This is a genomic window from Arthrobacter sp. CAN_A2 (assembly GCF_015752045.1).
In the GTDB taxonomy this organism is placed as follows: domain Bacteria; phylum Actinomycetota; class Actinomycetes; order Actinomycetales; family Micrococcaceae; genus Arthrobacter_D.
In genome coordinates this window covers 264,003-288,121 of record NZ_JADOUS010000006.1, presented here as the reverse complement: position 1 = coordinate 288,121, position 24,119 = coordinate 264,003, and the positions used below count along the sequence as shown (strand labels likewise).

Below are 24,119 nucleotides of genomic sequence, written 5' to 3'. Positions count from 1 at the left end.
CCCTGAAGGAGGCCGGGGGACGGGACAGAAGTAAGGCTAGCCTAAGCTGACAGTAATTAAGAAATACTTTCGTTGCGTAATGGTCGGTCCTCGCGGGCCTTGCGCGTCTCGCGGTCGTTCGCCTTCTGGAGAGCGTCGACGAGTTCGGCCTTCGACATCCCGGACCGGCCCGGTACGTCCAGCTTCCTGGCCAGGGCGTAGAGATGCTCCTTGGACGAGTTCGCATCGACCCCGCCCGACGTGCGCCCGCCGTCGGCCCGGCGACCGGCGGCCTGCTCGTCCGAGGGGCCCTTCTCCTCCTTGGGCTCCCAGTGGTCGCCCACCTTCTCGAAGCCGTGCTTCAGGGAGGCGAAAGCCGTGCGGCGCGCCCGTTCGCCGTCGCCGTACTGCTCCTCCGCGGAGTCGAGGGTCGCGGCGAACGTGTCCTGGGCCTTCTCGTCGGAGCGCTGCAGCGTGCTCGGGAGCGTCTCGGACTCGACCTTGCCGTCCTTCGTGAATCGGGCCATTGCTGCATCCTTCCGGGTGGGGCGCTGCCGCCCCGGCTGGGCGGCGGGCGTGTACGAGCACGCTACCGCAGGCAGTCGGGCCGCCATGTGGTCACCATCTATCCATCCATGACCGTCGCCGGTACGGTGAAGCGCACCAGCCATTGGGTACTGCCAACCGCACGATGTGGTGCGGCGTGGTCCCCGGCGCTGGTCCATCACCTACGCCAATGGAGGATATTCGTGATTCGGAGCACTACCACGTCACCACGCACGATCGGCAGGGCGAGGAACAGGACCCTCGCGCTCAGCCTGGCAGCACTCCTCGCGCTGCCGCTGCTGACCTCGGGCCCCGCCCAGGCGAAGGGGAACTTCCCGTCACCGGAGGGCAACACCAGCACCGCCAGCATCCTGACCTACGCGGATACGGTCACCGAACTGGAGAAGATCGAGAAGACCTCCCGCTACGGTGTGGACGTCTTCACGCTCGAGGAGGCGGGCACGAGCGTCGCCACCAGCGAGCAGGGCCGGGATCTGTACGTGGCGACGGTCGGCACCGGCCCCAAGGACGTGTGGGTGCAGGGTCGCATCCACGGCAATGAGCCATACGGTGCCGAGTCCATCCTGAGTCTCCTCAAGGACCTCGGGACCAATGGTTCACCGGAGTACGAGGAGATCCGCGAGGCCTTCACCATCCACTTCATTCCCATGTACAACCCGGACGGCAGCGAACTCAACATCCGCCAGACGGTCCTCTGGGACACGGCAGCGAACGCTCCCCGAAAGGACGCGAAAGGCCAGGACCTCATCGTCGACCTGAATCGCGACTGGGTGGCGGGCAAATTCCAGGCCCGCGAATCGCTGGCGTTCTACGAGTACTGGACCATGGTGGACCCCGACTACGGGATCGACATCCATCACCAGGGCCTCAAGCAGCAATACGGCACGAGTGACGACGTCACCCTCTCGCTCGGCATCTCCCTGGCGCCGGGCGGCCCCACGCTGCCCACGCTCGAGGGCGGCAGCTATGACATCCTGACACGCCAGATGCACGGCTACGTCTATCAGGAACTGAAAGGTTCGGGCTTCATCACGATGGATCGGTACCAGGTCGGTGGAAGCCTCGAGATCGACATCAAGGGCGGCGTGGTCTCGGCCATGATGCTCGGGCTGGACTACCAGGGCCTGAACCCGGAGGGCCACTCGAACCCGGTGGTGTTCTTCGAGACCTCGGGTAACACGAGCGACGGTTCACTGGGCCAGAAGGCGCGCGGCAAGAGCATCCAGCAGAACATCCTGGCCATGCGCACGCTGCTCACCGGCCTCGCCAACGGCGAGGTGCAGCAGACGGATCCGGAGGTCTGGGAGGAGATCCCGCACGCACCGGTCACCGGCTACAGCACGGACTACGCGGGCACCATCCCCGTCACTCCGTAGTCTCCGGACACGCACGACGACGGTGCCCCCGCGCAGCGCGGGGGCACCGTCGTCGTGTTCGGCAGGAGGGGGCTGAGGTCCATCGCGCGCGGCGGTCAGGAGGCCGCTTCCGGTCGGCGCCGCAACGAACGACGGCGTCAGCCGAGCGTCGCGAGGTACCGCACAAGCTCGCGGGGTGCGGACTTCGGGGCCACCGCCTCCACCGCGGCGTTGTAGTTCGTGTTGGTGTTCACGTCGTAGGTGAGGATGCGACCGTCCGCGGTCTCGATGAACTCGATGCCGCAGACCTCCAGGCCGGTGCGCCGCGCGAAGTCCTCGAACTGTGCGATCACCGGATGGTCGAACCCCTCCCGGAGGCTGAAGAGCTGCTGGCCGGGTTCGGGCGCGATGGTGGCCCCCGGGGGCATGATCGGCCTGCCGGTTACCGGGTCGATCGCGCAGGCGTCCGCGGGGCACAGCTGGAAGCCGCCGCGCGCCGTGTCGGCCTTGATCGCGTAGACGAACGTCCCGCCCACGATCTCCGCCCGGGTGATGAAGGGTTCGGCGGCCTGGATGAATTCCTGGACGAGCGTGATGCCGTCCTGCGGCTCCTCGAACCCGCTCGACCCCACGTACTCGGCGAGCTCCTCGTGGGAGTCGAACTTCCGCACCCCGAGGCCCTTGCCGCCCTGATTGTGCTTGACGATGAACGGGGTCGCGAAACCCTGCGCCGCCTCGACGATGCGGTCGCGTCCGACGGCGGCGACCGTGCGCGGGGTGTCGATGCCTGCGGCCTTCAGGGCGGTCAGCTGGTCCACCTTGCTCATCTCGAGTTCGAGGACGCGGCGGCCGTTCACCGTGCGGCGCCCGTGCGCCTCGAGCCAGGAGAGGACGGACCGCGCGTAGTCCTTCGACAGGCCGTGGTCGCGGGTGTGGGCGGAGGCGCTGATGCGCGACCAGAAGATGCCCTCCGGCGGCACGGCATCGAGGTCCAGTACGCCGTCCGTGAGCAGCCACTCGACCACCTCGACGCCCTCGGCTTCGAACGCGCGGGCGAACGGAGGGAACCATTCGGGGTTCTCGTGCAGGGCGTAGACCGTCGTCACGTGCGGGACCTCCTGGGGGAATCGATGGACCTGTCCGGATAACCCGTGGCCAGGGGCACCTATTCCGGCATTCGCCCCGCCGAGGACTCCCGGGACAGGCCGATGAGGCTCGACAGGGCCGGGACGATGATCAGGAGTGCGCTCATGCAGCATCGGACTGTTGGTCGGCGTCGGCATCCGCGGCGCCCGCGCCGGCGGTGGGCAGGGACAGGATCACGGATTCGCGAGTGGGTTCCTGGGCCGCCCTGTTCCAGGGCATCGCGGACAGGGCGCGGCCCATCGCGCACGTGTTCGTCGCGGCCGAGAACGTCAGGCCGGTGCCGATGACGCCCGCCAGCGCCCGGATCTTCGGGGACACGAAGCGTCCGCCGGCGAGGCCGACGATGACGAGGGAGCCGGCGGCCATGCGGACCTGGCGCTCGAGGTCCCATCGACCGCCACCCCGCACGACGTCGCCGCCGACCGCGGCGTACCCGGGTACCCCGCCCGTCAGGACGTGGGCCGTGTCGATGCCCGACGCGGCCAGCTTCTGGCGTGCCTGCTCGGCGCGGACGCCGGACTGGCAGGCCAGCACGACCCGGCTCCCCAGGCGTGCGGCGAGCTCGTCGGCGTGTTCCGACAGGAGTGGCAGCGGGACGTTGTAGGAGCCGTGGATGTGCAGTGACTCGAACTCCGCCGCGGACCGCACATCGATCACCACGAGATCCTCGTGCTCGGCCACCCAGTGCCGCAGCGTCCCGGGAGACAGCGCCGTCACCGTGGTCGGGGACGTCGCCTCCGACGCGGCGGGCACGGCGGGGTTCACAGGGGAGGGGGTGCTCATGGGAGCCTCTCGGTCGGATCGAAAAGATGTACCCCAGGAGTGTTTCCCATCCCCGGCGAGGTGTCAAAATACCCATAGGGGTATACGCTGGACAGGTAATCCCGACTTCTGGAGAAGACCATGCAGCTCGACCCGACCGAAATGACTCCCGTCATCAACCGCCTCAAGCGTGCCCAGGGGCAGCTTGCCGCGGTCACCCGCATGCTCGAGGAAGGGAGGGACTGCAAGGACGTCGTCACCCAGCTCGCCGCTGTGTCGAAGGCCCTCGACCGGGCCGGATTCGCCGTGATCGCCAGCGGCCTCGAGCAGTGCATCGTCCGCGAGGACACCAGTCTGGACAAGAAGGAGCTCGAGAAGCTGTTCCTCACGCTCGCCTGATCCGAAGAAGGAGCCACCCGTGACGTACACCCGTTCCATCGCCGTCCCCCTGCCCTGGGACGAGGCGGTACGCCGCACCAGGGAAGCACTGAAGGAGCAGGGATTCGGGATCCTCACCGAGATCGACGTGCGGGCCACCTTCGCGACCAAACTCGGGGCGGAGGCCGCCGATGCGGTCGGTGACTACATCATCCTCGGTGCCTGCAACCCCGCCCTCGCGAGCCGGGCCCTCGCAGCGGAACCCTCGATGGGTGCGCTCCTGCCCTGCAACGTCGTCGTCCGGCGCGGCCGGGACGAGCAGGAGACCACGATCGAGGCCATCGACCCGCAGACCATGGTCCAGCTCAGCGGGAGCCCGGCGGTCGGAGCGGTGGCCGACGACGCGGACGCCCGTCTCGGCAAAGCCCTGGCGGATCTCGCTTCCTGACCGGTAGCCGGGCCGCCCCGCGTCCCGGCCCGCCGGCGTCGAGAAGTAAACGTCCCGGAAACACGCCCGCAATACCGCTCCCGAATCATGGAGGTAGCCCGCCGTCTCAACGGGCCGCGACCCCTGGATCACCAAGGAGCACCGATGACCGCCCTCGCCACCCGCACCACCGCCCGCATCCTCGATCTCTGCGCGCTGGCACCGGGGGCGATCGTCGAAGCCCGCCGCAGGAACGAAGTGCACTACCGCGGGTGTGTCGAGGACGCCGCTCCCTCCCTCGGCGTCGTCTGGATCCGCGACGACCTCGCCGGGCACCGTGCCATCCTCCACCTCGACGAGTACAGCATCTGGCACGTCGCGGCCTGAGCCGCGTCGCCCCGGAGAGGCCGTTCTGCTCGCTGACGGACCCCTCCCGACGGGCATCCGGATTCATGCCCACCCACCGGGCCGCGTCGATGGGCCGGAGCCGAGTCGTCGGACCGGCACGGGCGGGCAGGCCCGTCCCTCCTAGACTGGAGGGATGACTGCAACCCTCGTGGCGAAGGACCTGTCCGGGGGCCACGCCCACCGAACCCTCTTCTCGAAGCTCGACCTCACCGTCTCGCCGGGCGACGTCGTCGGCGTCGTGGGGGCCAACGGCGCCGGCAAGACCACGCTCCTGCGCCTCCTCGCCGGGGCGGACACCCCGCTCGCCGGCACCGTCCGGACCACCCCGGCCGATGCCTTCGTGGGCTGGCTCCCGCAGGAGCACGAGCGCGTCGCGAACGAGACGGTGGCCGCCTACATCGGCCGGCGGACCGGCACGACGGCGGCGACCCTGGCCATGGAGGACGCGGCCGATGCGCTCGGAGGCGACGTGAGGGGCGCCGACGACGCCTATGCCCTGGCCCTCGATCACTGGATGTCCTCCGGGGGCGTGGACCTCGAGGACCGCATGCCGGCCGTCCTGGCCGACGTCGCCGGAGGCCTCGACCCGGCCACCCCCACCACCGCCCTGTCCGGGGGGCAGCTCGCGCGGGTGGCGCTGGCCGCCCTGCTGCTGAGCCGCTTCGACATCGTGCTCCTCGACGAGCCCACCAACGACCTGGACCTCGCCGGCCTGGACCGCCTGGAATCGTTCATCCAGAACCTGCGCGGCGGCGTGGTCCTCGTCTCGCACGACCGCGAGTTCCTGGCGCGCTGCGTGACCACCGTCGTCGAACTGGACCTCGCCCAGAACAGGGTGGCGGTGTACGACGGCGGGTACGACGCCTTCCTGGAGGAGCGCGCCGTGGCGCGTCGGCACGCCCGCGAGGCCTACGAGGAGTACGCGGACAAGAAGCAGGACCTCGTGGGCCGGGCCCGGACGCAGCGCGAGTGGAGCTCGCAGGGGGTCCGGAACGCGATGAAGAAGAATCCCGACAACGACAAGATCCGCCGGAAGGCGAGCGCCGAGTCCTCCGAGAAGCAGGCGCAGAAGGTCCGCCAGATGGAATCGCGCATCGCCCGGCTGGACGAGGTCGAGGAACCCCGCAAGGAGTGGCTGCTGCAGTTCACCATCGGCGCGGCACCGCGCTCGAGCTCCGTCGTCGCCACCCTGAACAACGCCTCCGTCACGCAGGGCGCCTTCACCCTCGGGCCCGTCTCGGTCCAGGTGAACGCGGGTGAGCGCATCGGGATCACCGGCCCCAACGGGGCCGGGAAGTCCACGCTCCTGCGCCTCCTGCTCGGCCATCAGCAGCCCGACGACGGCGCGAGCACCCTCGGCTCCAGTGTGGCCGTCGGCGAGATCGACCAGGCCCGCGGGCAGCTCGAGGATGCCCTCCCACTCGGCACGGCCTTCGAGTCGCTGGTGCCGGAGATGTCGCAGGTCGAGGTCCGGACCCTGCTCGCGAAGTTCGGGTTGAAGGCCGACCAGGTGCGCGCCGCCGTCGGCTCCCTCTCCCCCGGCGAGCGGACCCGCGCCGGGCTGGCCCTGCTGCAGGCCCGCGGCGTGAACCTCCTGGTCCTGGACGAGCCGACGAACCACCTCGACCTGCCGGCGATCGAGCAGCTGGAGGACGCTCTCGAGTCCTACACGGGCGCGCTCCTGCTGGTCACCCATGACCGCCGGCTGCTGGAGAACGTGCGCCTCGACGAGCGCTGGCAGGTCGACGACGGCAGGGTCACCGTCGGCTGATCCCCGGCACCCTACCCGGGCCGGAGCACCCCCGCACGAACCGGGCGGGCGCTCCCCCGACCCCGCATCCGTGACAGCATGGGTGCTGGAGCGCGTCATGCTGCTTCCCGGACGAGGGGTGCCGTACCCGGTGTGCGACAAGACGGCCCAGAGAGAGTCATGGCCTGGATCGTCCTTGTAATCTCCGGAGTCCTCGAAGCCGTGTGGGCGACAGCCCTCGGCAGATCGGAGGGCTTCAGCCGCCTGGCGCCGACCGTGGTGTTCGGCGTCGCCATCGCCGCGAGCATGGCCGGCCTGGCCTACGCGATGCGGACCCTGCCCATCGGGACCGCGTATGCGGTCTGGGTGGGCATCGGCGCGTCGCTGACCGTCGTGTATGCGATGGCGACCGGCACGGAGCCGGCGTCACTCCTGAAGGTCGTGTTCCTGCTGATGATCATCGGTGGCGTGATCGGGCTGAAAGTCGCGCACTGAGCCTTCCCTTGCGTCAAAACTGAGACTGAACGCCCGGTTCAGTTGACGTTGGTCCGGCAGGATCGGTGGAGGCTCAGTCGGGGGCCACGACTGGGGGTTGAGCTGGATGCAGCACAAGGACACGCTGATGGCCATGGAGTTCGCGGGACTCTCCGTCTACGGGACGTGGATGCACTGCTGCGCCATGGGGGGCGCTGTCGACTACTTCGAGTTCGACGCGTACCTCCACGGGATCCTCGGCCTCGACGCCGAGGACGCCGACCTCGTCTCCCAGGCCGTCAACGAACTGATCGACGACGTCCTCCCTGCCGAGGAGTCCCGCTTCAACCGTGCCCCCTACCCGTGGAAGGGTCCCACGAACGCGGCAGGAGCCCTCCGGGGCGGCATCCCGCTGCCGCCCGGGGCCCCGCCGGAACTGCTCGGCGGGATCCTGGACAGCGGTGCCCCGGGCCGCTTCGCCGCGGACGGGCGGGCGTAGGGCCTACCGGCCCGGTTCCCGCTCGAGCGCGGCGTCGTGCTCGACGTGCGCCCTGCGGATCAGCTCCAGGAACTCGGTCTCGTTCCGGATGAGGCGCTTGAACTTCTCCGGCAGCGTCTTCAGGCCCTCCTCCTCGGCGCACAGCCGGGCGAAGATCTTCTCGCGCTCGGCGATGCCGGTCTCGTAGTTGAGGTCCAGGTACTCGGTGGCGTGCCGCTTCGCCCCGGAGATGGCGTTCTTCGCCCGCCCCTTCGGGCTCAGGACCGAGGCCAGCACGGTCACGATCAGCACTCCGAGGATCACGCTCAGGGAGAGCCCGGTACTGATCTCGACCACCTGGACGTGCTCGCCGTCGTTGATGAACGGCAGGGTGTTCTCGTGCAGGGCGTGGAGGATGAGCTTCACGCCGATGAACCCGAGGATCACGGCGAGGCCGTAGGAGAGGTAGATCAGGCGGTCCAGCAGTTCGTCGATCAGGAAGTACAACTGCCGCAGGCCCATGAGCGAGAAGGCCGTGGCGGTGAACACGATGAACGTGTTCTGGGTCAGCCCGAAGATCGCGGGGATGGAGTCGAGGGCGAAGAGGATGTCCGTGGCGCCGATCGCGATCATGACCAGCAGCATCGGGGTCAGGACGCGCTTGCCGTTCTCGATGGTGAACAGCTTGTCGCCGTCGTAGTGCTCGGACGCGGGGAGGAGGCGCTTCGCGAGCCGGATGATGAGGCTGTCGCCGTCGTCGTCGTGTGCGTCCGGCTTCAGCAGGTTGCCCGCGGTGAGCAGGAGGATCAGGCCGAAGATGTAGAACACCCAGGCGAAGCTGTTGATCAGCGCGGCGCCGAGGAAGATGAATCCCGTGCGGGCGATCAGCGCGAAGACGATGCCGAAGAGCAGCACCTTCTGCTGGTCGGCGCGGGGCACCTTGAAGCTCGCCATGATGATGAGGAAGACGAACAGGTTGTCCACGGAGAGTGCCTTCTCCGTGACGTAGCCGGCGAAGTACTCGGTGCCCATGGTCGCCCCGCCGAACACCAGCACCCCGATGCCGAACAGCAGCGCGATGCCCACGTAGATCGAGGACCAGATCGCGGACTCGCGCAGCGTGGGACTGTGCGCCTTGCGCACGTGGAAGAAGAAGTCGAACAGCAGCAGCCCGACGATACCGATCATGGTGCCGACCCAGACGTAGAACGGTACTTCCATGCCGCGCATCTCCCGCCGTCGTTGGTGATGGTCCTCGATTGTCCCGCTAACGGTACGGGCACGCCCCTAGACTGGCGCAGTCCGTACCTTTATGACGAGGGATGCCATGAGCCCGATGATGCGCGCCGCGGTTCTCCGCGCCGCCGAACTGCCCGTTCCCTACGCGGAGAGCACCCCGCTGTCCCTGGAATCGCTTCCGGTCCCTGCGCCGCGGCGAGGCGAGGTGCTCGTGCGGATCGCCCGCGCGAGCCTGTGCCACTCCGACCTGTCCGTCATCAACGGGTCCCGCGTCCGCCCGCTGCCGATGGCGCTCGGCCATGAGGCGACCGGCGTCGTCGAGGGCATCGGCGAGGATGTCGGCGACGTGCGGGTCGGCGACCATGTGGTGCTCGTCTTCGTGCCCGCCTGCGGACGATGCCGTGCCTGCTCGGCCGGGCGTCCGGCGCTCTGCTACCGGGGCGCGGAGTCCAACGGCAGCGGCGACCTGCTGCACGGGCCGGCCCTGCTGCGCGACGCCGACGGCGGCCGCGTCAACCACCACCTGGGCGTCTCCGCGTTCGCGGAGTACGCCGTCGTGGCCCGTGAATCGGTCGTCGTGATCGACGACGACGTCCCCTTCGACGTCGCGGCGATGTTCGGCTGCGCGGCCCTGACCGGGATCGGCGCCGTCCTGAACACGGCCGCCGTCCGGGAGGGACAGTCGGTCGTCGTCTTCGGCCTCGGCGCGGTGGGCCTCATGGCCGTGATGGCCGCGGCCCAGATCCCCGGCACCACCGTCATCGCGATCGACCCGCTCCCCGCCAAGCAGGAGCTCGGCCTGCGCTGCGGTGCGCAGCACGCGGGTGCGCCGGAGGAGGCCGCCGACCTGGTGGGTCGCGCGACGGACGGCGGGACCGACGTCGTGATCGAGGCGGTGGGGAGCGCCCGCGTCATGGAGGCGGGCCTGCAGCTGCTCTCCCGGGGTGGCGCCCTCGTGTCCGTGGGCCTGCCCCATCCGGACCAGGAGATCTCCACCCAGGCCCTCCAGTTCGCCGGGCTCGGACGGCGGCTGCTCGGGTCCTACATGGGGGACGCCGTCCCGGAGCGGGACATCCTCGCCTACCTGGAGCTGTGGCGGCAGGGGCGCCTGCCCGTCGAGCTGCTCCACACGGACACCCGGCCGCTCGAGGACCTCAACGAGAGCCTCGATGCGCTCGCCGAGGGCAGGGTGGTACGGCGGATCTTCACGCTCCGCTAGGGCGGTGGCCTGTTCGCAGCACCCTGCGAAGCGTGCTTACCATGTGGTCGGCACGTCTATCCAAAGGAGAACGACAATGCAGCAACGCTCACTCGGCGGTACCCCGGTCAGCGCCCTCGGCCTGGGCGGCATGCCCATGTCCATCGAGGGACGTCCTGACGAGGACCGTTCCATCCGCACCATCCATGCGGCGCTCGATGCCGGCGTCACGCTGATCGACACCGCGGACGCCTACCATCGCGACGCGGACGAGGTGGGCCACAACGAGCTGCTGATCGCGAAGGCACTGGCGCACTACGGTGCGGACAGCTCCGGTGTCCTCGTCGCCACCAAGGGCGGGCACCTCCGACCCGGCGACGGGTCGTGGACGCTGAACGGCCGCCCGGAGTACCTGAAGGAGGCCGCGAAGGGCTCGCTCAAGCGGCTCGGCGGGGACGCGATCGGCCTCTACCAGTTCCACCGGCCGGACCCCGAGGTCCCCTACGAGGACTCCGTGGGCGCCCTCAAGGACCTGCTGGATGAGGGCGTCATCCGCATGGCGGGCATCTCGAACGCCTCCGTGCACCAGATCAGGAAGGCGAACGAGATCCTCGGCGGCGCCCTGGCCTCGGTGCAGAACCAGTTCTCCCCTGCCTTCCGGTCCAGTGAGGACGAACTCCGGTACTGCGGCGAGAACGGCATCGCGTTCCTGCCCTGGAGCCCCCTCGGCGGCATCAAGAAGGCCGGCGGGCTCGGCGAGCAGTTCACACCCTTCCAGGAGATCGCCGACGCGCACGGCATCAGCCCCCAGCAGGTCTGCCTGGCGTGGGAGCTCGCCCTCGCACCGACGGTCATCCCCATCCCGGGTGCGTCCCGCCCCGAGAGCATCCAGGATTCGGCCCGCGCCGCGGAGCTCGACCTGTCCTCCGACGAGATCGCGATGCTCTCCCGCACCGACTAGTTGTACTGCCCGTCCGACATCGGGAGACCACCTCCCCGACCGTCGACACACGAACGCCCGCACCCCGTCCGGGGGTGCGGGCGTTCGTCGTCCGTCAGGGGTCAGGCGTCCGGCTGCATCGCGACGGCGCGGATCGGGGCGCCGTCCGTCCCGGCCAGGGCGAGCGGGAGCACCGACACCAGCGGGCGGGCCCACGTGACCTGCGCCAGGTTCGCCAGGTTCTCGACGATCACGCCGTCCGCCCCGAGGAAGACGGTGTGGAACGGCAGCTCGTCCCCGTTGTCGAGGGTCGCGTCCGGGTTGAGGGTGTCGACGCCCACCACGGTGATCCCGGCGGCGAGCAGCCGCCGGGCCACCTCGGCCGCGAGGACCGGATGCTCGAGATAGCGCTCCGATCCGAAATGCTCGGACCAGTCCGTCCGGAACAGCACCATGCACACACCGGCGAGGTCCTCGAGCTGATCCGCCACGGAGGACCACTCGATGGTCTCGCGGGCGGCGAGGCCCGTGCACTGCACGATCCTCGCCGGCCCCACGAGCCGGGCGAGGTCGATGTCGTCCACCGCCCGGCCGCCGGGGATCGAGTGGAGGGGCGCGTCCAGGTGGGTCCCGGTGTGGGAGCCGGCGTGCAGGGCCGCCACCTGGTAGCCGTCCTCGACGACGGTGGCCACCGTCGTCAGCGTCACCTCCGGGTCACCGGGATAGACCTGCATCCCGGTGTGGACCGGTTGCGACAGGTCAACGATCCGCATGGGCGGGGCTTTCTTCCGGCAGGTCGAGGAGGTGGGTGCGGGGGCGCCGCGTGCGGTCGATCCGCCCGGTGGCCGCGGCCCAGGCCAGATACAGCAGGGCTGAGAGCACGAAGGTGGGGATCGTGGCGCCGATCGGACTCGGGATGCGGTAGGTCAGCAGCAGGGAGGCTCCCGCCCCGACCAGCCACACCAGCACGGCGGCGATGTTGACCCCGCCGCGGTACCAGTACTCCCCGCCGCGGGCGCGCAGGATGTCGCGCCCGTAGTGGCGCGACTTCACCACGTAGTAGTCGACGAGCATCACGGCGAAGACCGGGATGAACAGCGCACCGATCACCGTCAGGAAGGCGGTGAACTGGTCGAGGAGCGCCAGCCACGTGGAGCCCAGGATCGAGATCACGCCGAGGACGATCGCAGTCGGCAGGAAGGTGATCCGGCGCGACGGTGCCATGTTCACCACGGAGGCGACCATCCCGTAGACCACCATGGTGTTCGTGGCCATGACGGACAGGAAGATCACGACGGCCAGCGGTGCGCCGAACGCCGCGACGATCACGGTGGGGTCGAAGGGCACGGCCTCGCCGCCGTCGAGCACCACGTAGCCGATGGCCGTCGCGCCGAGGGTCATGGCGAGCACCGTGGACAGGGCGTAGCCCACGCCGGAGCCGATCATGCCGGCCGACTGTGTCCGGGCGAGGCGGTTGAACTCGGCGGAGAGGACGGTCCAGGAGATGGCGGTGGCGATGACGACGTCGAGGGTGGCGACGGGCGTCCACCCGGCGGCGGCGTCCTGCGGGATCGCCGCGAAGTCCGCGGGACCGTGGGCGAGGAACGCCGTGATGAAGATGTAGGCCATGAAGGCAAGGATCACGAGGGCGAGCCACGGCTCCACGCGGGCGATGCCCGTGTGCCCGAAGATCGCGAGGCAGACCACGAGCAGCTGGCAGAGGACCGAGAACAGCACCGGGCTGGAGAACCCGGTGGCCTGCTCGACGAGGAAGTTGACCGTGACCCCCGCGAGCATCGCCTGGACCCAGCTCCAGCCCATCAGGATGATCACGTTCGCGGCGACCGGGAGGAAGGACCCGCGGAGCCCGAAGGAGCCCTTCGTGAGCGACATCGTGGCCAGGCCGGTCCGCGTGCCCATGTTCCCGACCAGCACCAGCACCGAGCCGCCGATCAGGGTCCCGAGGACGATCATGCCGACCGCGAGACCCCAGCTGATCCCGGGCACGAAGAGCGTCCCGGTGAGCAGGGTGGTCACGACCAGGTTGGCGGCGAGCCAGATCATGCCCATGCGCGCAGTCCCGAGCGTGCCCCGCAGGGGACCGTACCCGTCGGAGTTCTTGTCGAGGTGGTCGGACAGGCGCCGATACGCCGAGGTCCGGGTGGTCTGCGTCATGCGGCGCTCTCTTCCGTGGCGTCGTCGGGGGCGGGGCTCAGGTGTTCGTGGACGGCCTCGATCGAGGACCCCGCGCGGCGGAACACGATCGTCTCCCGCTCGCTGGTGGTCTCGCTCGCGCCTCCGACCGAGGTGGTCGTGCGGACGTGGTGGGTGAAGACCGCCGTCGCTCCGAACACCTGGACGCGCGGACCGCTGCTGGTGCAGTCCGTCACGCGCCAGCCATCGGCGATCCATCCCGCCCACAGTTCCTCATAGGCGGCCCTGTCCTCGAGCGGGTGGGGTTCCGTGTGGAAGACGAAGGTGGCGTCCGGGGCGAAGCACCGGAAATAAGCCCCTGTGTCGGTCGCGCGGAAGGCGGCTACCAGTGCGGCGGCTGCCGCGAGGACCTCGACCTCCGTGAGGACGTCGTCGGGCGGGTTCAAGTCAGGCATGTGCCCTCTCATCTCATTAAGTTGTCCCCCAGTGAACTTTTGTTGTCACGTGATCTTGTGTGACGTGGACTTCATTGTCAAAGCACGCCCACGGGGTAGACGGAGCGGCGCCCCGCGAAACGGACGCGTTGCTAGGGTGAGGGCATGTCCTCCTCCCCCGTCGCGCTCATCACGGGCGCCTCCCGCGGCATCGGCCGTGCCATCGCCGACGAACTCGGTACCACGCACCACCTGCTGCTCGGCGGACGCGACCTGACCGCCCTCGCAAAGCTGTCGTCGTCGTTCCCCTCGGCGGAACCGTTCGCCGCGGAACTGCGCGATTCCGGCCAGGTGGCTGCTGCGGTTGCCGGCATCCCGCGACTCGATGTCCTCGTCCACTCCGCGGGTGTCCTGCGGATGGGCCCGGTGGCGGAGCTGTCCGACGACGCCTGGCGCGAGAGCTTCGAGGTCAATGTGTTCGCCGTCGCCGGCCTCACCAGGGCGCTGCTGCCGGCCCTGCGCGCCGCCCGCGGCCAGGTGATCGCCATCAACAGCGGCGCCGGCTACAGTTCCGGGGCCGGCTTCGCCGCCTACAGCGGAAGCAAGTTCGCGCTCCGCGCCCTCACGGATGCGCTGCGCGAGGAGGAACGCCGGCACGGCGTCCGGGTCAGCTCCATCCACCCCGGCAGGGTCGCCACGGACATGCAGGAGGAACTGCACACCTGGGAGGGCAGGGATTACCGGCCCCAGGCGTGGATCCAGCCGGACCAGGTGGCCCGGGCCGTGCGCCTCGCCGTGGACGCGACCCGCGAATCGGCGATCGAGACGGTGAGCATCCGCCCCTCGGGCATCACCCTCGACTAGCGGAGGGTGCGCCTGCTGCGGCGCGGCGGGCGGGGGCTGTGCCACTGCCGGCGCCCGTGCCCGGGGTCACCCCGTGTGGACCACGCGGGGCTTCCCGAACTGTGTCTGCACGCCCTGCGAGAACAGGACGGATTCCGGCGGACCGTCGACCATCAGTCCCGCCGCAGCGAGCAGTCCGTCGTCGAACTCCGTCAGGGTGGCCGGATGGAGCGGCCACGGCGTGTGGGTGTTGGGGATGTAGAGGGTCCGTCCGGCGAGGACACTGTGCAGCCCGAAGCGCGCGGTGAGCTCCAGGGACAGCGGGTCCTCCGCCGTCGAGCCCATGTCCGGCCGGACGGCGAAGCGGCTGCCGGCCTGCCGCCGGTACCGGACGACGTCGTACCCGTACTCGCGGCGCGCACCCTGCCCGCGCGCGAGCGGCGAGCACTTCGACCACACGTACGGGATGCCGCCGGCGCGGGCGGCGAGGACGACCGCGAGGCGGGAGGCGTCCAGCGTCACGAAGACGACGCCGCGGGTGCCGTCAGGCCCGCGCGAGTAGAGCCGGACGTTGATCTCGGTGAAGGAACCGAAGTACGGGACGGGCAGGCCGCGGCCCAGTCCCGCGCCGACCATCCGGAAGCCGATCAGTCCCACCCAGGACGAGCCGTCCACCACGTCCGGCACGACGCCGGGCGGCATGAACCCTGCCACGGCCGCGGCATCGATCCGCCAGTGCAGGAAGACGGCGTCGGCCCAGTACTGGTCCATGATGACGGGGCGTGGCAGGTCCGGGGCGAGGTACCGGCCCGGGCCCTGATGATGGTCGGTGGTCATGACAGCGGCTCTCCACAGTCCTCGGGGTTCTCGGCGAATCGGTACCAGTCGGGCAACGCGGCCGTGAAGGCGGTGCGGATCGCCGGGTCCTCGACGACGGACCAGTCCACGGCCGAGCCTACCTCGGGTTCGACCTTGCTCCACTCGAACCAGTTGACCATCGCGAGCCGCGGGAAGCGCTCGCGGACGGCCGGGTCGAAGACCTGCTGCCACCAGGCACGCTTGATGTTCAGGGTCCGCAGGCCGCCGATGTCATCACCGACGAGCGCCGCGGTCTCCGGGATGGCGACGGGCTTGCCATGGCCCACGCCGTAATCGGCGTAGAAGTCCGGGAGCATCGTCTCGTCGCCGTTGTCGCCGTCGTAGGTGCCGGTGAGCTGGGCGGCGAACTTGCCCTCCTCCGGCATCTCGCTCTCCCCCCACGGGTAGGTGTTCCCCCAGTGGTAGAGGGACATACCCACCCAGTCGACGGCGTCGTCGCCGGGGTAGTAGGGCGCGTAGGGATCGTCGAGGGCGCTCAATGCGCCGTCCCCGGTGGTGTCGAGCGCCGGGAATCCGACGTCTCCGGGGAGGGACTCGTGGACACCCCCGGCGAAGGGATAGCCGCCCCCGTAGTTCGGGGCCCACATCATCGCGGACCCGGGCGCGTCCCGGTGGACGGCGTCGGCCACGCGGCGGAAGGCCGCGATGTACTCACCGGGCTGCTGCCCCCAGGCGTACCAGGAGCCGTTCATCTCGTGCGCGAACCTCACGACGACCGGCACCCCGGCGGCGTTGAAGCCTGCGAGCAGGGCCGCGAGCTCCCGCGAACGCTCGTCGGTGACCGCGGCCAGTCCCTGCACCGGCTCCAACGTCAGCAGGAGCGTCGCACCCGTCTGCCGCACCTGCTCGGCGGCAGCGCTGATGAGCTCCGGGTCCTCCGGGGCGAAGGGGAAGTCCGCGAAGGTCACGGCGACGGCGGGGCGCTCGCCGAGCTTGTCCGAGTACTCGGCGAGGGTCTCCCTCCCCCACTCCAGGTTCACGCCCATGAGCGTGCCGTCGGCCGGCGCGAGGTTCCGGCCGTCGATGGGATCGCAGGCTACGGCCGCGGGGTTGATGTTGCAGGCGCACAGGCACAGGAGCACCAGCGCCGTGACGAGGCGCGCAAGGTTTGAGACCACGGTGACAATCTACCGTCGGCGGGAGCGTTCGCGGCGCGGCCGGCCGGGGTGCGGCGGGGGACGCTAGAAGGCGTAGCGGATCCGGCAGTAGGGCAGGTGCGCGTCGGCGAGGCGGAGGAACTCGTCGAGGTAGCCCCGCTTGTCGTACGCGACATAGCGCACGTTCGTGAACCCGTTCTGGGATCGTTTGGTCTCCTGGAGGTCCGGCCGCCACAGGATCTCCTCGGCCTGCGGGTGCCACCCGAGCTTGACCTCGTGCAGTTGCTGGTTGTGCGTGAGGAAGATGACCTCCGCGGCGAGCTGCCTCCTGGCCGCGGGCGACAGGGCGGCGTCCAGCTGGCCGAAGAGCTCGCGCCAGTCGTCCTGCCAGCCGGGCGTGATGATCACCGGGGAGAAGTTGACGTGCACCTCGTAGCCCGCCTCCACGAAGTCGTTGATCGCGGCGATCCGCTCCGCGACCGGCGTGGTGCGCACGTCCACGGTGCGGGCGAGCTTCTCGGGCATGAGGGAGAAGCGGATCCGGGTGCGCTCCTGCGGGTCCCAGGCGAGCAGGTCCCGGTTCACGTACTTGGTGGCGAAGGAGAGCTTGGCGGTCGGCAGGTCCCGGTACAGGTCGACGAGGTCCCGCACGTTGTCGCTGACGATCGCATCCACCGAGCAGTCGCTGTTCTCCCCGATGTCGTACACCCAGGCGTGCTGGTCGCACTGGTTGGGCTCGAGCTTCATCCCCTGGCGTGCCACGTGCCGTTCGAGGTAGCCGCTGATCTGGTCGATGTTGGCGAACACGGTGATCGGGTTGCTGTAGCCCTTGTGGCGGGGGACGTAGCAGTACGCGCAGGCCATGGCGCAGCCGTTCGCCGTCGACGGCGCGATGAAGTCCGCCGACCTCCCGTTGGGCTTCGCGGTGAGCGACTTCTTGACACCGACGATCAGGGCCTCGGTCTTGATCCGGACCCACCGGCGGACGTTCGCCTCATCCCCGCTGAGCTCCGGGATGCGCCAATGGCTGGCCACCTCGACGACGTCGGCGTCCGGCCATCGCGCCAGGATCTCCTGGCCGCGGGGCAGCGCGGCCGCCGCCGGCTCGACGTAGATGCGGCTGATCTGGAGCAGCTTGCCGGCCTGGAGCATACAACCCTTCGGGGTGTCGGTCGTTTCCCCCGACGGTATCGGTCGGTACCGACACTTCCGGCTCGCCGACCACCCGTCTACTGTGGCTGCACGGGCGCCGACGGCGCGCCCCCGGGGAAAGGCGGCCCGATCGTGGCCGAACTGCTGACACAGCCGACGGGTCAGGACCCGCGCTCGTTCATCGAGGCGCTCGCGCATCCGACGCGCCGCGCCGACGCCCTGGTCCTGCTCGACCTGATGGGGCGGGTCACGGGCGAATCCGCCGCCATGTGGGGTCCGTCGATGATCGGTTTCGGCCGGTACCACTACCGGTACGCCTCGGGCCATGAGGGCGATGCCCTGTGCGTCGGGTTCTCGCCGCGGGCCACGGCGCAGGCACTTTACGGCCTGCTCGCCGCGCCGGGAGCGGAGGAGCTGCTGCCGCAGCTCGGCAGGCATCGGCGCGGAGCCGGGTGCCTGTACGTCACCTCACTCGCCGCCGTCGACCTCGCCGTCCTCGAGGACCTGGTGCGGCGGGGATACGACTTCATGGCGGCGGAGAACGTCACGTAGGCGGAGTCCACCGCCCCGGGTGCAGGTCGCGGGAGCGGCCCGCCCCCTCCCCGCACGGGATCACGAGTATTCTGACCATGGGTTCCCTGCTTCACTCCGACCGAAAAGCACGTCGGAGGACGACGTCCCGGCCGGGACGCCGAAAGGAATCAATGGGCACGAAGGATCCGCTGTCGACCCGCTTCATGCAGGCCACCGGGAAGCTCCGGATGTTCTTCGGGCCCGCGCAGCGCGGCAGCACCGCAGGTCCGATCGTCTATCTCGACGACGACGCACAGCGTGCACGCCAGGAGGAGTTGCAGCAGTGGACGGTGGTGCGCAACCCGGACGGGTCGACCTACCTCACCTCGAAGCAGGATCCCTGACGGAGGGCCAGGGACACACAGCCCCTACTCATCGGTAACTTTCGTCATTCCTGCGGCATGGAATTGCAGGGAAGGCTGCTGACTAATGGCACACTGTCTCTGTCAACGTCTTCTCGCCCCTGAGCGATGTCAGGGTGCCGTCATCACACACACCGAGGTCTCAGATACATGAGCACACAGTGCCCGCCTGCCCGCATGCCCATGGACGACGCCACGCCGCAGCGGACCACGCTCCTCGTGGTCCCCGGAGGGCTCGATCCGCGGGGCAGGGACGCCCTCGTCCAGCAGCTCACCGCCGAGACGGACGCCCTGCTCGGGCATCTCGAGGGGACGGTCGCCCGCCTCGCCCTCGCGCATCGCTCGGGTGCCCCTGACGCCGAGACGCAGATGACGGACGACGACGCCTTCGCGTGGGTCCAGCAGTCCATCGAGGACATCGCGGCGACGCTGCGGGGACTGGTGCTGAGGCGGTCCTAGCCGGCGTCGAGGACGTACGGCTCGTACTGTTCGAGGGTGCCGCCGACGATCGGCACGCCCAGGTCCTCGTTCTCCCCCGTCACCTCACGGAGGGCAAGGGAGCTCGACGTCGTCCGGCGCATGGAGATGCTCCCGCGGTGGGGATCAGGCCCGAAGGACCTGCGCACCCTCATCCGCGCGCGGGGTTCCCGATCCGCAACGACGGCAGGGACCAGGACGTGCGCTAGATGGACTGCCGGGCACGGATGCCGGCGCGGCCCATCGCATCGGTGTAGGCCGCCTGGATCTCCTTCAGCCACAGTTCCTGGTTGACGGGCGTGCCCTTGAAGGCGCGCTCCCCGGGGGAACGGACCTCGTAGATCTTGAAACCACGCTTGGCGATGGCCCGGTTCTCGAGCTTCATCAGCCGTCGTGCGGCCTTGTGCGCGTCGGCGCCGTGCGCCACGAGGGCCGACGCCCGCGGGACCTGCTGCAGGAAGGTGAGCAGGGGCTTCACGCCGTCGGCGATCTGGTCCATGGTCAGCGCCCGCTCCTTGCCCTCGGGCAGGTACCAGGGGTGGGCATTCCAGGGCATGAAGGCGTCGGGCCGCAGGCCGACGGCCTCGTAGATCCCCGCCATGCGGATGGAACTCGGGTCGTCGTTCTCGAACGAGACGAAACCGGAGGGCAACGACGCTCCGGGGTTCGAGAAGAGGCTGACGATCTTGCAGCCGTCGACGTCGTGGATCGGGTCGATGTAGGGCACCGCCGAACCCGGCTTCGACTCGGCCAGGGTGTCACACAGCCGGTTCACGTCCTCGATCTGCGGATCGTATCGCTGTTCCCACTGCTGTGCCCTGTACGTGGGGTCTGACATACGCTGTACCAATTCCGCCTCCTCGCGGACGGCGCCAGAGGTGGCGCGAACGTGTCCGCACCTCCCAGCCTACGCCAGTACCCGACGGGCGTCGCGGCGACCGATCGCACCGGGTACCCGATATGGACGGACCACCTGTCGTCGGAGCCCCACGGTCGACGTCCGGCGCGGTCTGCCCGCGGGCATCCTGCGGCCCCCGCGCAGCCAGGACGCGGCCGCACGGGCGCAGGGCGGCGGGGACCCGCGCCCGGACACGAGGGACGGCGACCGGTCGTTGAGCGTCCGGTCCGCACGGTGCGGGCCCCGGGGTCCGGCCGGACGGCTCAGGACAGGGTCGCGGCGTACGGGTCCCAGTCGTCGGGCAGCGGCTCGGCGGCAGTGGCGGTGCTCGAGAGCGAGACGAATTCACCCGTGGCGATGCTCTCCGAGATCGAGACCATCGCGTCGAGGACGTGGTACGCCATCTCGCCCTGGGCGCGGTGGGGGCGTCCTCCCCGGAGGGCGCGGGCCATCTCCAGCACTCCGCTGCCCCGGGTGGACGTCGCACCGACCGCCGGGATGACCTCCGGTTCGCTGCTCCCCCGGCGCGTGAGCAGGAGGTCGCCCGTGAAGTAGTTCGGATCGGGGAACGCGAGGGTCGCCTCGGTGCCGGTCACCTCGATGAAACCCGCGCGCTGGAGCGGCGAGTCGAAGCTGAAGATGCTCTGCGAGGACTCCCCGTTCGCGAACCGGGCGATCGCGCTGACATGCGAGGGGACGGTGACGTCGAAGGCCTCACCGGCCTTCGGGCCGGATCCGATGGTCCGGGTCTGCCGGGAGGTCGACCCGAAGCCCCCTACCTTCGTGATCGCGCCGAAGGTCTGGACGAGGGCGGTCAGATAGTAGGGACCCATGTCGAACAGCGGCCCGGCGCCCTCCTGGAAGAGGAAGGCGGGATTCGGGTGCCAGGATTCGGGGCCCGGGGACTGCATGAGGGTCAGCGCCGTCAGGGGGACGCCGATGTCACCGCGCGCCACGAGGCGCAGCGCGGTCTGCAGCCCGGCACCGAGGAACGTGTCGGGTGCGCAGCCGAGGCGCGCACCGGCGGCATCGGCGGTCTTCAGCAGGCCGATGCCGCTCTCACGGTCCAGCGAGAAGGGCTTCTCGCTCCACACGTGCCTGCCTGCGTCCACCGCCGCGGTTGCCACCTCGACGTGCGCGGCCGGGATGGTCAGGTTCACCACGATCTCCACGTCGGGATGGTCCAACGCGTCCTGGACGCCACCGGAGGACGGCACCCCGAACTCCGCGGCCCGCGCAGCGGCGACCTCCTCGACCAGGTCGGCGACGATGTGCACCGTCACATCCGGGAAAGCCGTCAGATTCGTGAGGTACTCCTTGCTGATGGCCCCGGCGCCGATCACGGCGATCCCCACGGGGCCTGTGCGGCCGCCCGGGGTGCTCACTTCGTCCCCCCGTTCAGGTACGCGAGGCTGTCGGCGATGGCGGTGAAGATGTCGCCGTCGAAGTCGTCGAGTTCGACGACGGCGGCCTCGAGCCCGGGGGCGGCGTCGAGCACCTCCCGGACGCGCATGCTGCCGGAGCCGACGGCGACCTGTTCCTTGTCGTTCCTGGTGAGTGGACCGTCCTTGATGTGGATGAAGCGCACGCGGTCGCCGAGGCGGCGGAGCAGCTCGGCGGGGTCCTCGCCGCCGACGGCCGCCCAGTAGGTGTCCACCTCGAGGACCACCTCCGGGTCGAGGTAGCCGGCGAGGACTTCGAGGGCGGAGGTGTCGCCGATGCGCTCCTCCAGCTCGAACTCGTGGTTGTGGTACCCGACGGTGATGCCGTAACCGGCACCCTTCCTCGCTGCCGCGTTGAGGGCTTCCGCGGTGGCCCTGATGTCCTCGTCCGTGGTCCAGTGCGAGCGCTCCACGTGGGGGTCGATCACCGTGCCGATCCCGAGCTTCCGCGCGGCCTCGAAGATCTCGTCCTGGTCGGCGCGGAGGAGGGGCGCGTGGCCGGACGGGGCGCTCAGCCCGTTGGCGGTCAGCGCCTCGGCCAGCTCGTCGGCGGTGGCGACGAAGTTGTAGGGCTCGACGGCGGTGTAGCCCAGGTCGGCGACACGCCTGATGGTGCCCGGCAGATCCTCCCCCAGGGCCGTCCGCAGGGTGTAGAGCTGGAGCGAATACGTCACAGGGGGTTCTCCTCGCTGGGAAAAGGGGACACTGAACCGGTTCAGGTTTTCCCCGAACCTAGGTGATATCCCGGGGCCGGTCAAGCAATGCGTAGGGCTATCGTGAGGGCATGGCCAAGGAAACCATTGCCGGCCTGGCGAAGAGACTGGGCATCTCGAAGGCGTCCGTCTCCTACGCGCTCAATGGCCAGCCGGGGGTCAGCGAAGTGACCCGCCGCCGGGTCCTGGACCTTGCCGAGGAGCTCGACTGGTATCCCAGCGCGTCCGCGCGCGCACTCTCCCGCTCGCGCGCGGGTGCCGTCGGTGTGGTGCTGTCCGCCGATCCCCTGCTGATCGGCACGGAGCCCTACTCCATGGCGCTTCTCGCCGGCATCGAGACAGTCCTCGCCGAGGGCGACATGGCCCTGATGCTGCGCATGGTGGGCAGGGATCCCGCCCAGGAGCGGGCCACCTACGAGCGCTGGGCCGGCGAGCGGAAGGTCGACGGCGTCCTCGTGTTCGATCATCTGCTCGACGACCCGCGGCCCGCCCTGCTGGACCGGCTGGGCATGCCGTTCGTGCTGCACGGGGCCCCCGAGACCGGCGTCCCTCCCGCCTTCTCCGGAACGACGACGGACCACGCGGCCGACGCCGCGACCATCGTCGAGCACCTCCACGACGCCGGGCACCGCCGTATCGCACACGTGTCCGGCCCGCACCGGTTCGTCCACGAGGAGGAGCGCGTCCGCGGGGTGCGGGAGCGCGCGGCGGCCCACGGCATGGTGGTCGTCCAGTACGAGGCGGATTACGCGCTCCTCGCCGGGCACGACGCCGTCATGACCCTCCTCCGCGCACGGGAGGAGCCGGTGACGGCGGTGGTGTTCGGCAACGACCTCATGGCGATGGGAGGGCTGCTCGCCCTGCGCGGGCTCGGCGTGCGCTGCCCGGACGACGTCGCGATCGTGAGCTGGGACGACTCGCTGCACTGCCGGCTCGCATCCCCCTCGGTCACGGCCCTGTCCAGGAACCCGGGCACGCAGGGCCGGGTGGCTGCCGGCCTCCTGCTCGCCCTGCTCGACACCGGCCTGGTCCAGGCGGAGTCCATGCCGCACAGCGAACTCGTGGTCAGGTCCAGTACCGCGGGCTGAGCGGGCTTGGACCCTGACTATGCGCAAGATCTGCGCACCTCCACCCATCGTGCTGTCGAGCGCCGGAAGACCTATGGTTTGCTGTCCCTAGGTTCTTTAGCAATCAGGTGACGTGCGGCACCCAGTGCCGCACGATCGCCTGAATCAAGCCGACGGTCGGCAGAAGGTCTCACGCATATGCAGAACGCCAAGCTCCCGGCCCCCGGCCGGCTCTCTCCGGAGTCTCTCTCCACTCCTCCAGCACCTTCTGCTGCGTCTGCCGCCGTCGACTCGGACCGACCTGTGAGCGACATCGATTCCCTCCTCGTCCGGGTGGGGCAGGGTGACGCGCAGGCCTTCGAGGACCTGTACAGGCAGACCTCCGCCCGCGTCCACGGGCTTGCCCGCAAGGTGCTCATCGATGCCGAGATGAGCTCCGAGACGACGCAGGACGTCTTCCTCGCCCTCTGGCAGGGCGCAGCGAAGCGATTCGATCCCGCCCTGGGGACCGGGATGTCCTGGATCATGACCGTCGCGCACCGTCGCGCCGTCGACAAGGTCCGGTCCGAGGAATCCCACCGGACCAGGGACCTGAAGTGGGGGATCAGGAATCAGGACATCGATTACGACCAGGTCGCAGACACCGTGGTCCAGCAGTCCGAGGCCGACGCGGTCCGGGCCCGCCTGAGCATCCTGTCCGCGGCGCAGCGTGAGGCGATCCACCTCGCCTACTACGCCGGTCTGACCTACATCGAGGTCGCCGATCACCTCGGCATCCCCGGTCCGACCGCCAAGACCCGGATCCGGGACGGTATCAAACGCCTCAGGACCTCGCTCCAGGACACCCACTGAACCAACGACACCCTGCTGCCAGGTCGTATAGTTCTCTGGAAGAAAGCGTCCCGCCCGGCTCCCCCGAACACGTTT

The 24,119-nt window shown here is 69.6% G+C and carries 29 protein-coding genes and 1 riboswitch; of the genes, 15 read left to right on the top strand and 14 right to left on the bottom strand.

Annotated elements, in window-relative coordinates; translation table 11 throughout:
• Nucleotides 1–56 precede the first annotated feature (56 nt).
• Nucleotides 57–506 (bottom strand): ChaB family protein, encoded by a 450-nt coding sequence (locus tag IWX63_RS10345; protein ID WP_199278071.1) that lies wholly within the window; start codon nucleotides 504–506, stop codon nucleotides 57–59.
• A gap of 222 nt (nucleotides 507–728) precedes the next feature.
• Here IWX63_RS10345 and IWX63_RS10340 point away from each other — a divergent pair, with 222 nt between their 5' ends.
• Complete coding sequence (locus tag IWX63_RS10340) at nucleotides 729–1,922, top strand: M14 family zinc carboxypeptidase (protein ID WP_334685789.1); 1,194 nt, start codon at nucleotides 729–731, stop codon at nucleotides 1,920–1,922.
• A gap of 137 nt (nucleotides 1,923–2,059) precedes the next feature.
• Here IWX63_RS10340 and IWX63_RS10335 read toward each other — a convergent pair whose 3' ends face one another.
• Complete coding sequence (locus IWX63_RS10335) at nucleotides 2,060–3,007, bottom strand: ATP-grasp domain-containing protein (RefSeq protein WP_199278070.1); 948 nt, start codon at nucleotides 3,005–3,007, stop codon at nucleotides 2,060–2,062.
• Nucleotides 3,008–3,149: 142 nt separating this feature from the next.
• A complete protein-coding gene (locus tag IWX63_RS10330) occupies nucleotides 3,150–3,830 on the bottom strand; it encodes a rhodanese-like domain-containing protein (protein ID WP_199278069.1) in 681 nt (226 codons plus the stop codon).
• A 120-nt stretch (nucleotides 3,831–3,950) separates the two neighbouring features.
• Between IWX63_RS10330 and IWX63_RS10325 the strand changes: the two genes are divergently transcribed.
• The 6 genes from IWX63_RS10325 (at nucleotide 3,951) to IWX63_RS10300 (ending at nucleotide 7,745) form a co-directional block, all read left to right on the top strand.
• Nucleotides 3,951–4,208 (top strand): metal-sensitive transcriptional regulator, encoded by a 258-nt coding sequence (locus IWX63_RS10325; RefSeq protein ID WP_043442018.1) that lies wholly within the window; start codon nucleotides 3,951–3,953, stop codon nucleotides 4,206–4,208.
• A 19-nt stretch (nucleotides 4,209–4,227) separates the two neighbouring features.
• Nucleotides 4,228–4,635, top strand: coding sequence for a DUF302 domain-containing protein (locus tag IWX63_RS10320; RefSeq protein WP_199278068.1), 408 nt, complete (start codon nucleotides 4,228–4,230; stop codon nucleotides 4,633–4,635).
• Between the two features lie 144 nt (nucleotides 4,636–4,779).
• Nucleotides 4,780–5,001 (top strand): hypothetical protein, encoded by a 222-nt coding sequence (locus IWX63_RS10315; protein ID WP_199278067.1) that lies wholly within the window; start codon nucleotides 4,780–4,782, stop codon nucleotides 4,999–5,001.
• Nucleotides 5,002–5,155: 154 nt separating this feature from the next.
• Nucleotides 5,156–6,793: an ABC-F family ATP-binding cassette domain-containing protein gene (locus tag IWX63_RS10310; protein ID WP_199278066.1), complete on the top strand. Its 1,638-nt coding sequence runs from the start codon at nucleotides 5,156–5,158 to the stop codon at nucleotides 6,791–6,793.
• A gap of 84 nt (nucleotides 6,794–6,877) precedes the next feature.
• Nucleotides 6,878–6,945: riboswitch (guanidine-III (ykkC-III) riboswitch) on the top strand.
• A gap of 7 nt (nucleotides 6,946–6,952) precedes the next feature.
• Nucleotides 6,953–7,267: a DMT family transporter gene (locus IWX63_RS10305; protein WP_199278065.1), complete on the top strand. Its 315-nt coding sequence runs from the start codon at nucleotides 6,953–6,955 to the stop codon at nucleotides 7,265–7,267.
• A 106-nt stretch (nucleotides 7,268–7,373) separates the two neighbouring features.
• Nucleotides 7,374–7,745 carry a hypothetical protein gene (locus IWX63_RS10300; protein WP_199278064.1) on the top strand — a complete coding sequence of 124 codons (372 nt, stop codon included), beginning with the start codon at nucleotides 7,374–7,376 and terminating at the stop codon, nucleotides 7,743–7,745.
• A 3-nt stretch (nucleotides 7,746–7,748) separates the two neighbouring features.
• On the opposite strand, the gene IWX63_RS10295 is transcribed toward IWX63_RS10300, so the two are convergent.
• Entirely contained in the window at nucleotides 7,749–8,945 is a 1,197-nt protein-coding gene (locus IWX63_RS10295; RefSeq protein WP_199278063.1) for a TerC family protein, read from the bottom strand.
• A 118-nt stretch (nucleotides 8,946–9,063) separates the two neighbouring features.
• Here IWX63_RS10295 and IWX63_RS10290 point away from each other — a divergent pair, with 118 nt between their 5' ends.
• Nucleotides 9,064–10,182: an alcohol dehydrogenase catalytic domain-containing protein gene (locus tag IWX63_RS10290; RefSeq protein ID WP_199278109.1), complete on the top strand. Its 1,119-nt coding sequence runs from the start codon at nucleotides 9,064–9,066 to the stop codon at nucleotides 10,180–10,182.
• Nucleotides 10,183–10,258: 76 nt separating this feature from the next.
• Complete coding sequence (locus IWX63_RS10285) at nucleotides 10,259–11,122, top strand: aldo/keto reductase (protein WP_199278062.1); 864 nt, start codon at nucleotides 10,259–10,261, stop codon at nucleotides 11,120–11,122.
• Nucleotides 11,123–11,223: 101 nt separating this feature from the next.
• Here the strand turns inward: IWX63_RS10285 and IWX63_RS10280 are convergent, their stop codons facing one another.
• Genes IWX63_RS10280 through IWX63_RS10270 form a run of 3 tightly spaced genes read right to left on the bottom strand, consistent with a single transcriptional unit; the run spans nucleotide 11,224 to nucleotide 13,710 of the window.
• Nucleotides 11,224–11,874 (bottom strand): cyclase family protein, encoded by a 651-nt coding sequence (locus IWX63_RS10280; RefSeq protein ID WP_199278061.1) that lies wholly within the window; start codon nucleotides 11,872–11,874, stop codon nucleotides 11,224–11,226.
• Complete coding sequence (locus tag IWX63_RS10275) at nucleotides 11,861–13,276, bottom strand: purine-cytosine permease family protein (RefSeq protein ID WP_199278060.1); 1,416 nt, start codon at nucleotides 13,274–13,276, stop codon at nucleotides 11,861–11,863. The genes IWX63_RS10280 and IWX63_RS10275 overlap by 14 nt, the downstream gene beginning before the upstream one ends.
• Nucleotides 13,273–13,710 (bottom strand): YybH family protein, encoded by a 438-nt coding sequence (locus IWX63_RS10270; RefSeq protein ID WP_199278059.1) that lies wholly within the window; start codon nucleotides 13,708–13,710, stop codon nucleotides 13,273–13,275. The genes IWX63_RS10275 and IWX63_RS10270 overlap by 4 nt, the downstream gene beginning before the upstream one ends.
• 144 nt (nucleotides 13,711–13,854) lie before the next feature.
• Between IWX63_RS10270 and IWX63_RS10265 the strand changes: the two genes are divergently transcribed.
• Complete coding sequence (locus IWX63_RS10265; protein ID WP_199278058.1) at nucleotides 13,855–14,553, top strand: SDR family oxidoreductase; 699 nt, start codon at nucleotides 13,855–13,857, stop codon at nucleotides 14,551–14,553.
• A gap of 66 nt (nucleotides 14,554–14,619) precedes the next feature.
• Here the strand turns inward: IWX63_RS10265 and IWX63_RS10260 are convergent, their stop codons facing one another.
• The 3 genes from IWX63_RS10260 to IWX63_RS10250 all read right to left on the bottom strand — a co-directional run bounded on the left by IWX63_RS10260 (nucleotide 14,620) and on the right by IWX63_RS10250 (nucleotide 17,660).
• Nucleotides 14,620–15,369 (bottom strand): YqjF family protein, encoded by a 750-nt coding sequence (locus IWX63_RS10260; protein ID WP_334685788.1) that lies wholly within the window; start codon nucleotides 15,367–15,369, stop codon nucleotides 14,620–14,622.
• On the bottom strand, nucleotides 15,366–16,529 hold the full coding sequence (locus IWX63_RS10255; protein WP_334685787.1) for a glycoside hydrolase family 26 protein: 1,164 nt from the start codon (nucleotides 16,527–16,529) through the stop codon (nucleotides 15,366–15,368). Before IWX63_RS10255 ends, IWX63_RS10260 begins: the two co-directional genes overlap by 4 nt.
• Nucleotides 16,530–16,592: 63 nt before the next feature.
• Nucleotides 16,593–17,660, bottom strand: a complete 1,068-nt coding sequence (locus IWX63_RS10250; RefSeq protein ID WP_199278057.1) for a spore photoproduct lyase family protein — start codon at nucleotides 17,658–17,660, stop codon at nucleotides 16,593–16,595.
• Nucleotides 17,661–17,792: 132 nt separating this feature from the next.
• On the opposite strand from IWX63_RS10250, the gene IWX63_RS10245 reads away from it, so the two are divergent.
• The 3 genes from IWX63_RS10245 to IWX63_RS10235 all read left to right on the top strand — a co-directional run bounded on the left by IWX63_RS10245 (nucleotide 17,793) and on the right by IWX63_RS10235 (nucleotide 19,054).
• Nucleotides 17,793–18,212, top strand: coding sequence for a DUF1801 domain-containing protein (locus IWX63_RS10245; protein WP_199278056.1), 420 nt, complete (start codon nucleotides 17,793–17,795; stop codon nucleotides 18,210–18,212).
• A 152-nt stretch (nucleotides 18,213–18,364) separates the two neighbouring features.
• Nucleotides 18,365–18,577: a hypothetical protein gene (locus tag IWX63_RS10240; RefSeq protein WP_199278055.1), complete on the top strand. Its 213-nt coding sequence runs from the start codon at nucleotides 18,365–18,367 to the stop codon at nucleotides 18,575–18,577.
• Between the two features lie 168 nt (nucleotides 18,578–18,745).
• Nucleotides 18,746–19,054, top strand: coding sequence for a hypothetical protein (locus tag IWX63_RS10235; protein ID WP_199278054.1), 309 nt, complete (start codon nucleotides 18,746–18,748; stop codon nucleotides 19,052–19,054).
• Here the strand turns inward: IWX63_RS10235 and IWX63_RS10230 are convergent.
• The 4 genes from IWX63_RS10230 to IWX63_RS10215 form a co-directional block, all read right to left on the bottom strand.
• Complete coding sequence (locus IWX63_RS10230; protein WP_199278053.1) at nucleotides 19,051–19,227, bottom strand: hypothetical protein; 177 nt, start codon at nucleotides 19,225–19,227, stop codon at nucleotides 19,051–19,053. The genes IWX63_RS10235 and IWX63_RS10230 overlap by 4 nt on opposite strands.
• A 50-nt stretch (nucleotides 19,228–19,277) precedes the next feature.
• The gene (locus IWX63_RS10225) at nucleotides 19,278–19,910 is read right to left on the bottom strand and encodes a uracil-DNA glycosylase (RefSeq protein ID WP_104167874.1); all 633 of its coding nucleotides are present in this window, start codon (nucleotides 19,908–19,910) and stop codon (nucleotides 19,278–19,280) included.
• A gap of 323 nt (nucleotides 19,911–20,233) precedes the next feature.
• Complete coding sequence (locus IWX63_RS10220; protein WP_199278052.1) at nucleotides 20,234–21,355, bottom strand: Gfo/Idh/MocA family protein; 1,122 nt, start codon at nucleotides 21,353–21,355, stop codon at nucleotides 20,234–20,236.
• Nucleotides 21,352–22,086: a sugar phosphate isomerase/epimerase family protein gene (locus IWX63_RS10215; RefSeq protein ID WP_199278051.1), complete on the bottom strand. Its 735-nt coding sequence runs from the start codon at nucleotides 22,084–22,086 to the stop codon at nucleotides 21,352–21,354. The genes IWX63_RS10220 and IWX63_RS10215 overlap by 4 nt, the downstream gene beginning before the upstream one ends.
• A gap of 110 nt (nucleotides 22,087–22,196) precedes the next feature.
• Between IWX63_RS10215 and IWX63_RS10210 the strand changes: the two genes are divergently transcribed.
• Together IWX63_RS10210 and IWX63_RS10205 are read left to right on the top strand one after the other, a co-directional pair.
• Nucleotides 22,197–23,213, top strand: coding sequence for a LacI family DNA-binding transcriptional regulator (locus IWX63_RS10210; RefSeq protein WP_199278050.1), 1,017 nt, complete (start codon nucleotides 22,197–22,199; stop codon nucleotides 23,211–23,213).
• Between the two features lie 282 nt (nucleotides 23,214–23,495).
• Nucleotides 23,496–24,044 carry a sigma-70 family RNA polymerase sigma factor gene (locus tag IWX63_RS10205; protein ID WP_334685786.1) on the top strand — a complete coding sequence of 183 codons (549 nt, stop codon included), beginning with the start codon at nucleotides 23,496–23,498 and terminating at the stop codon, nucleotides 24,042–24,044.
• Nucleotides 24,045–24,119 lie beyond the last annotated feature (75 nt).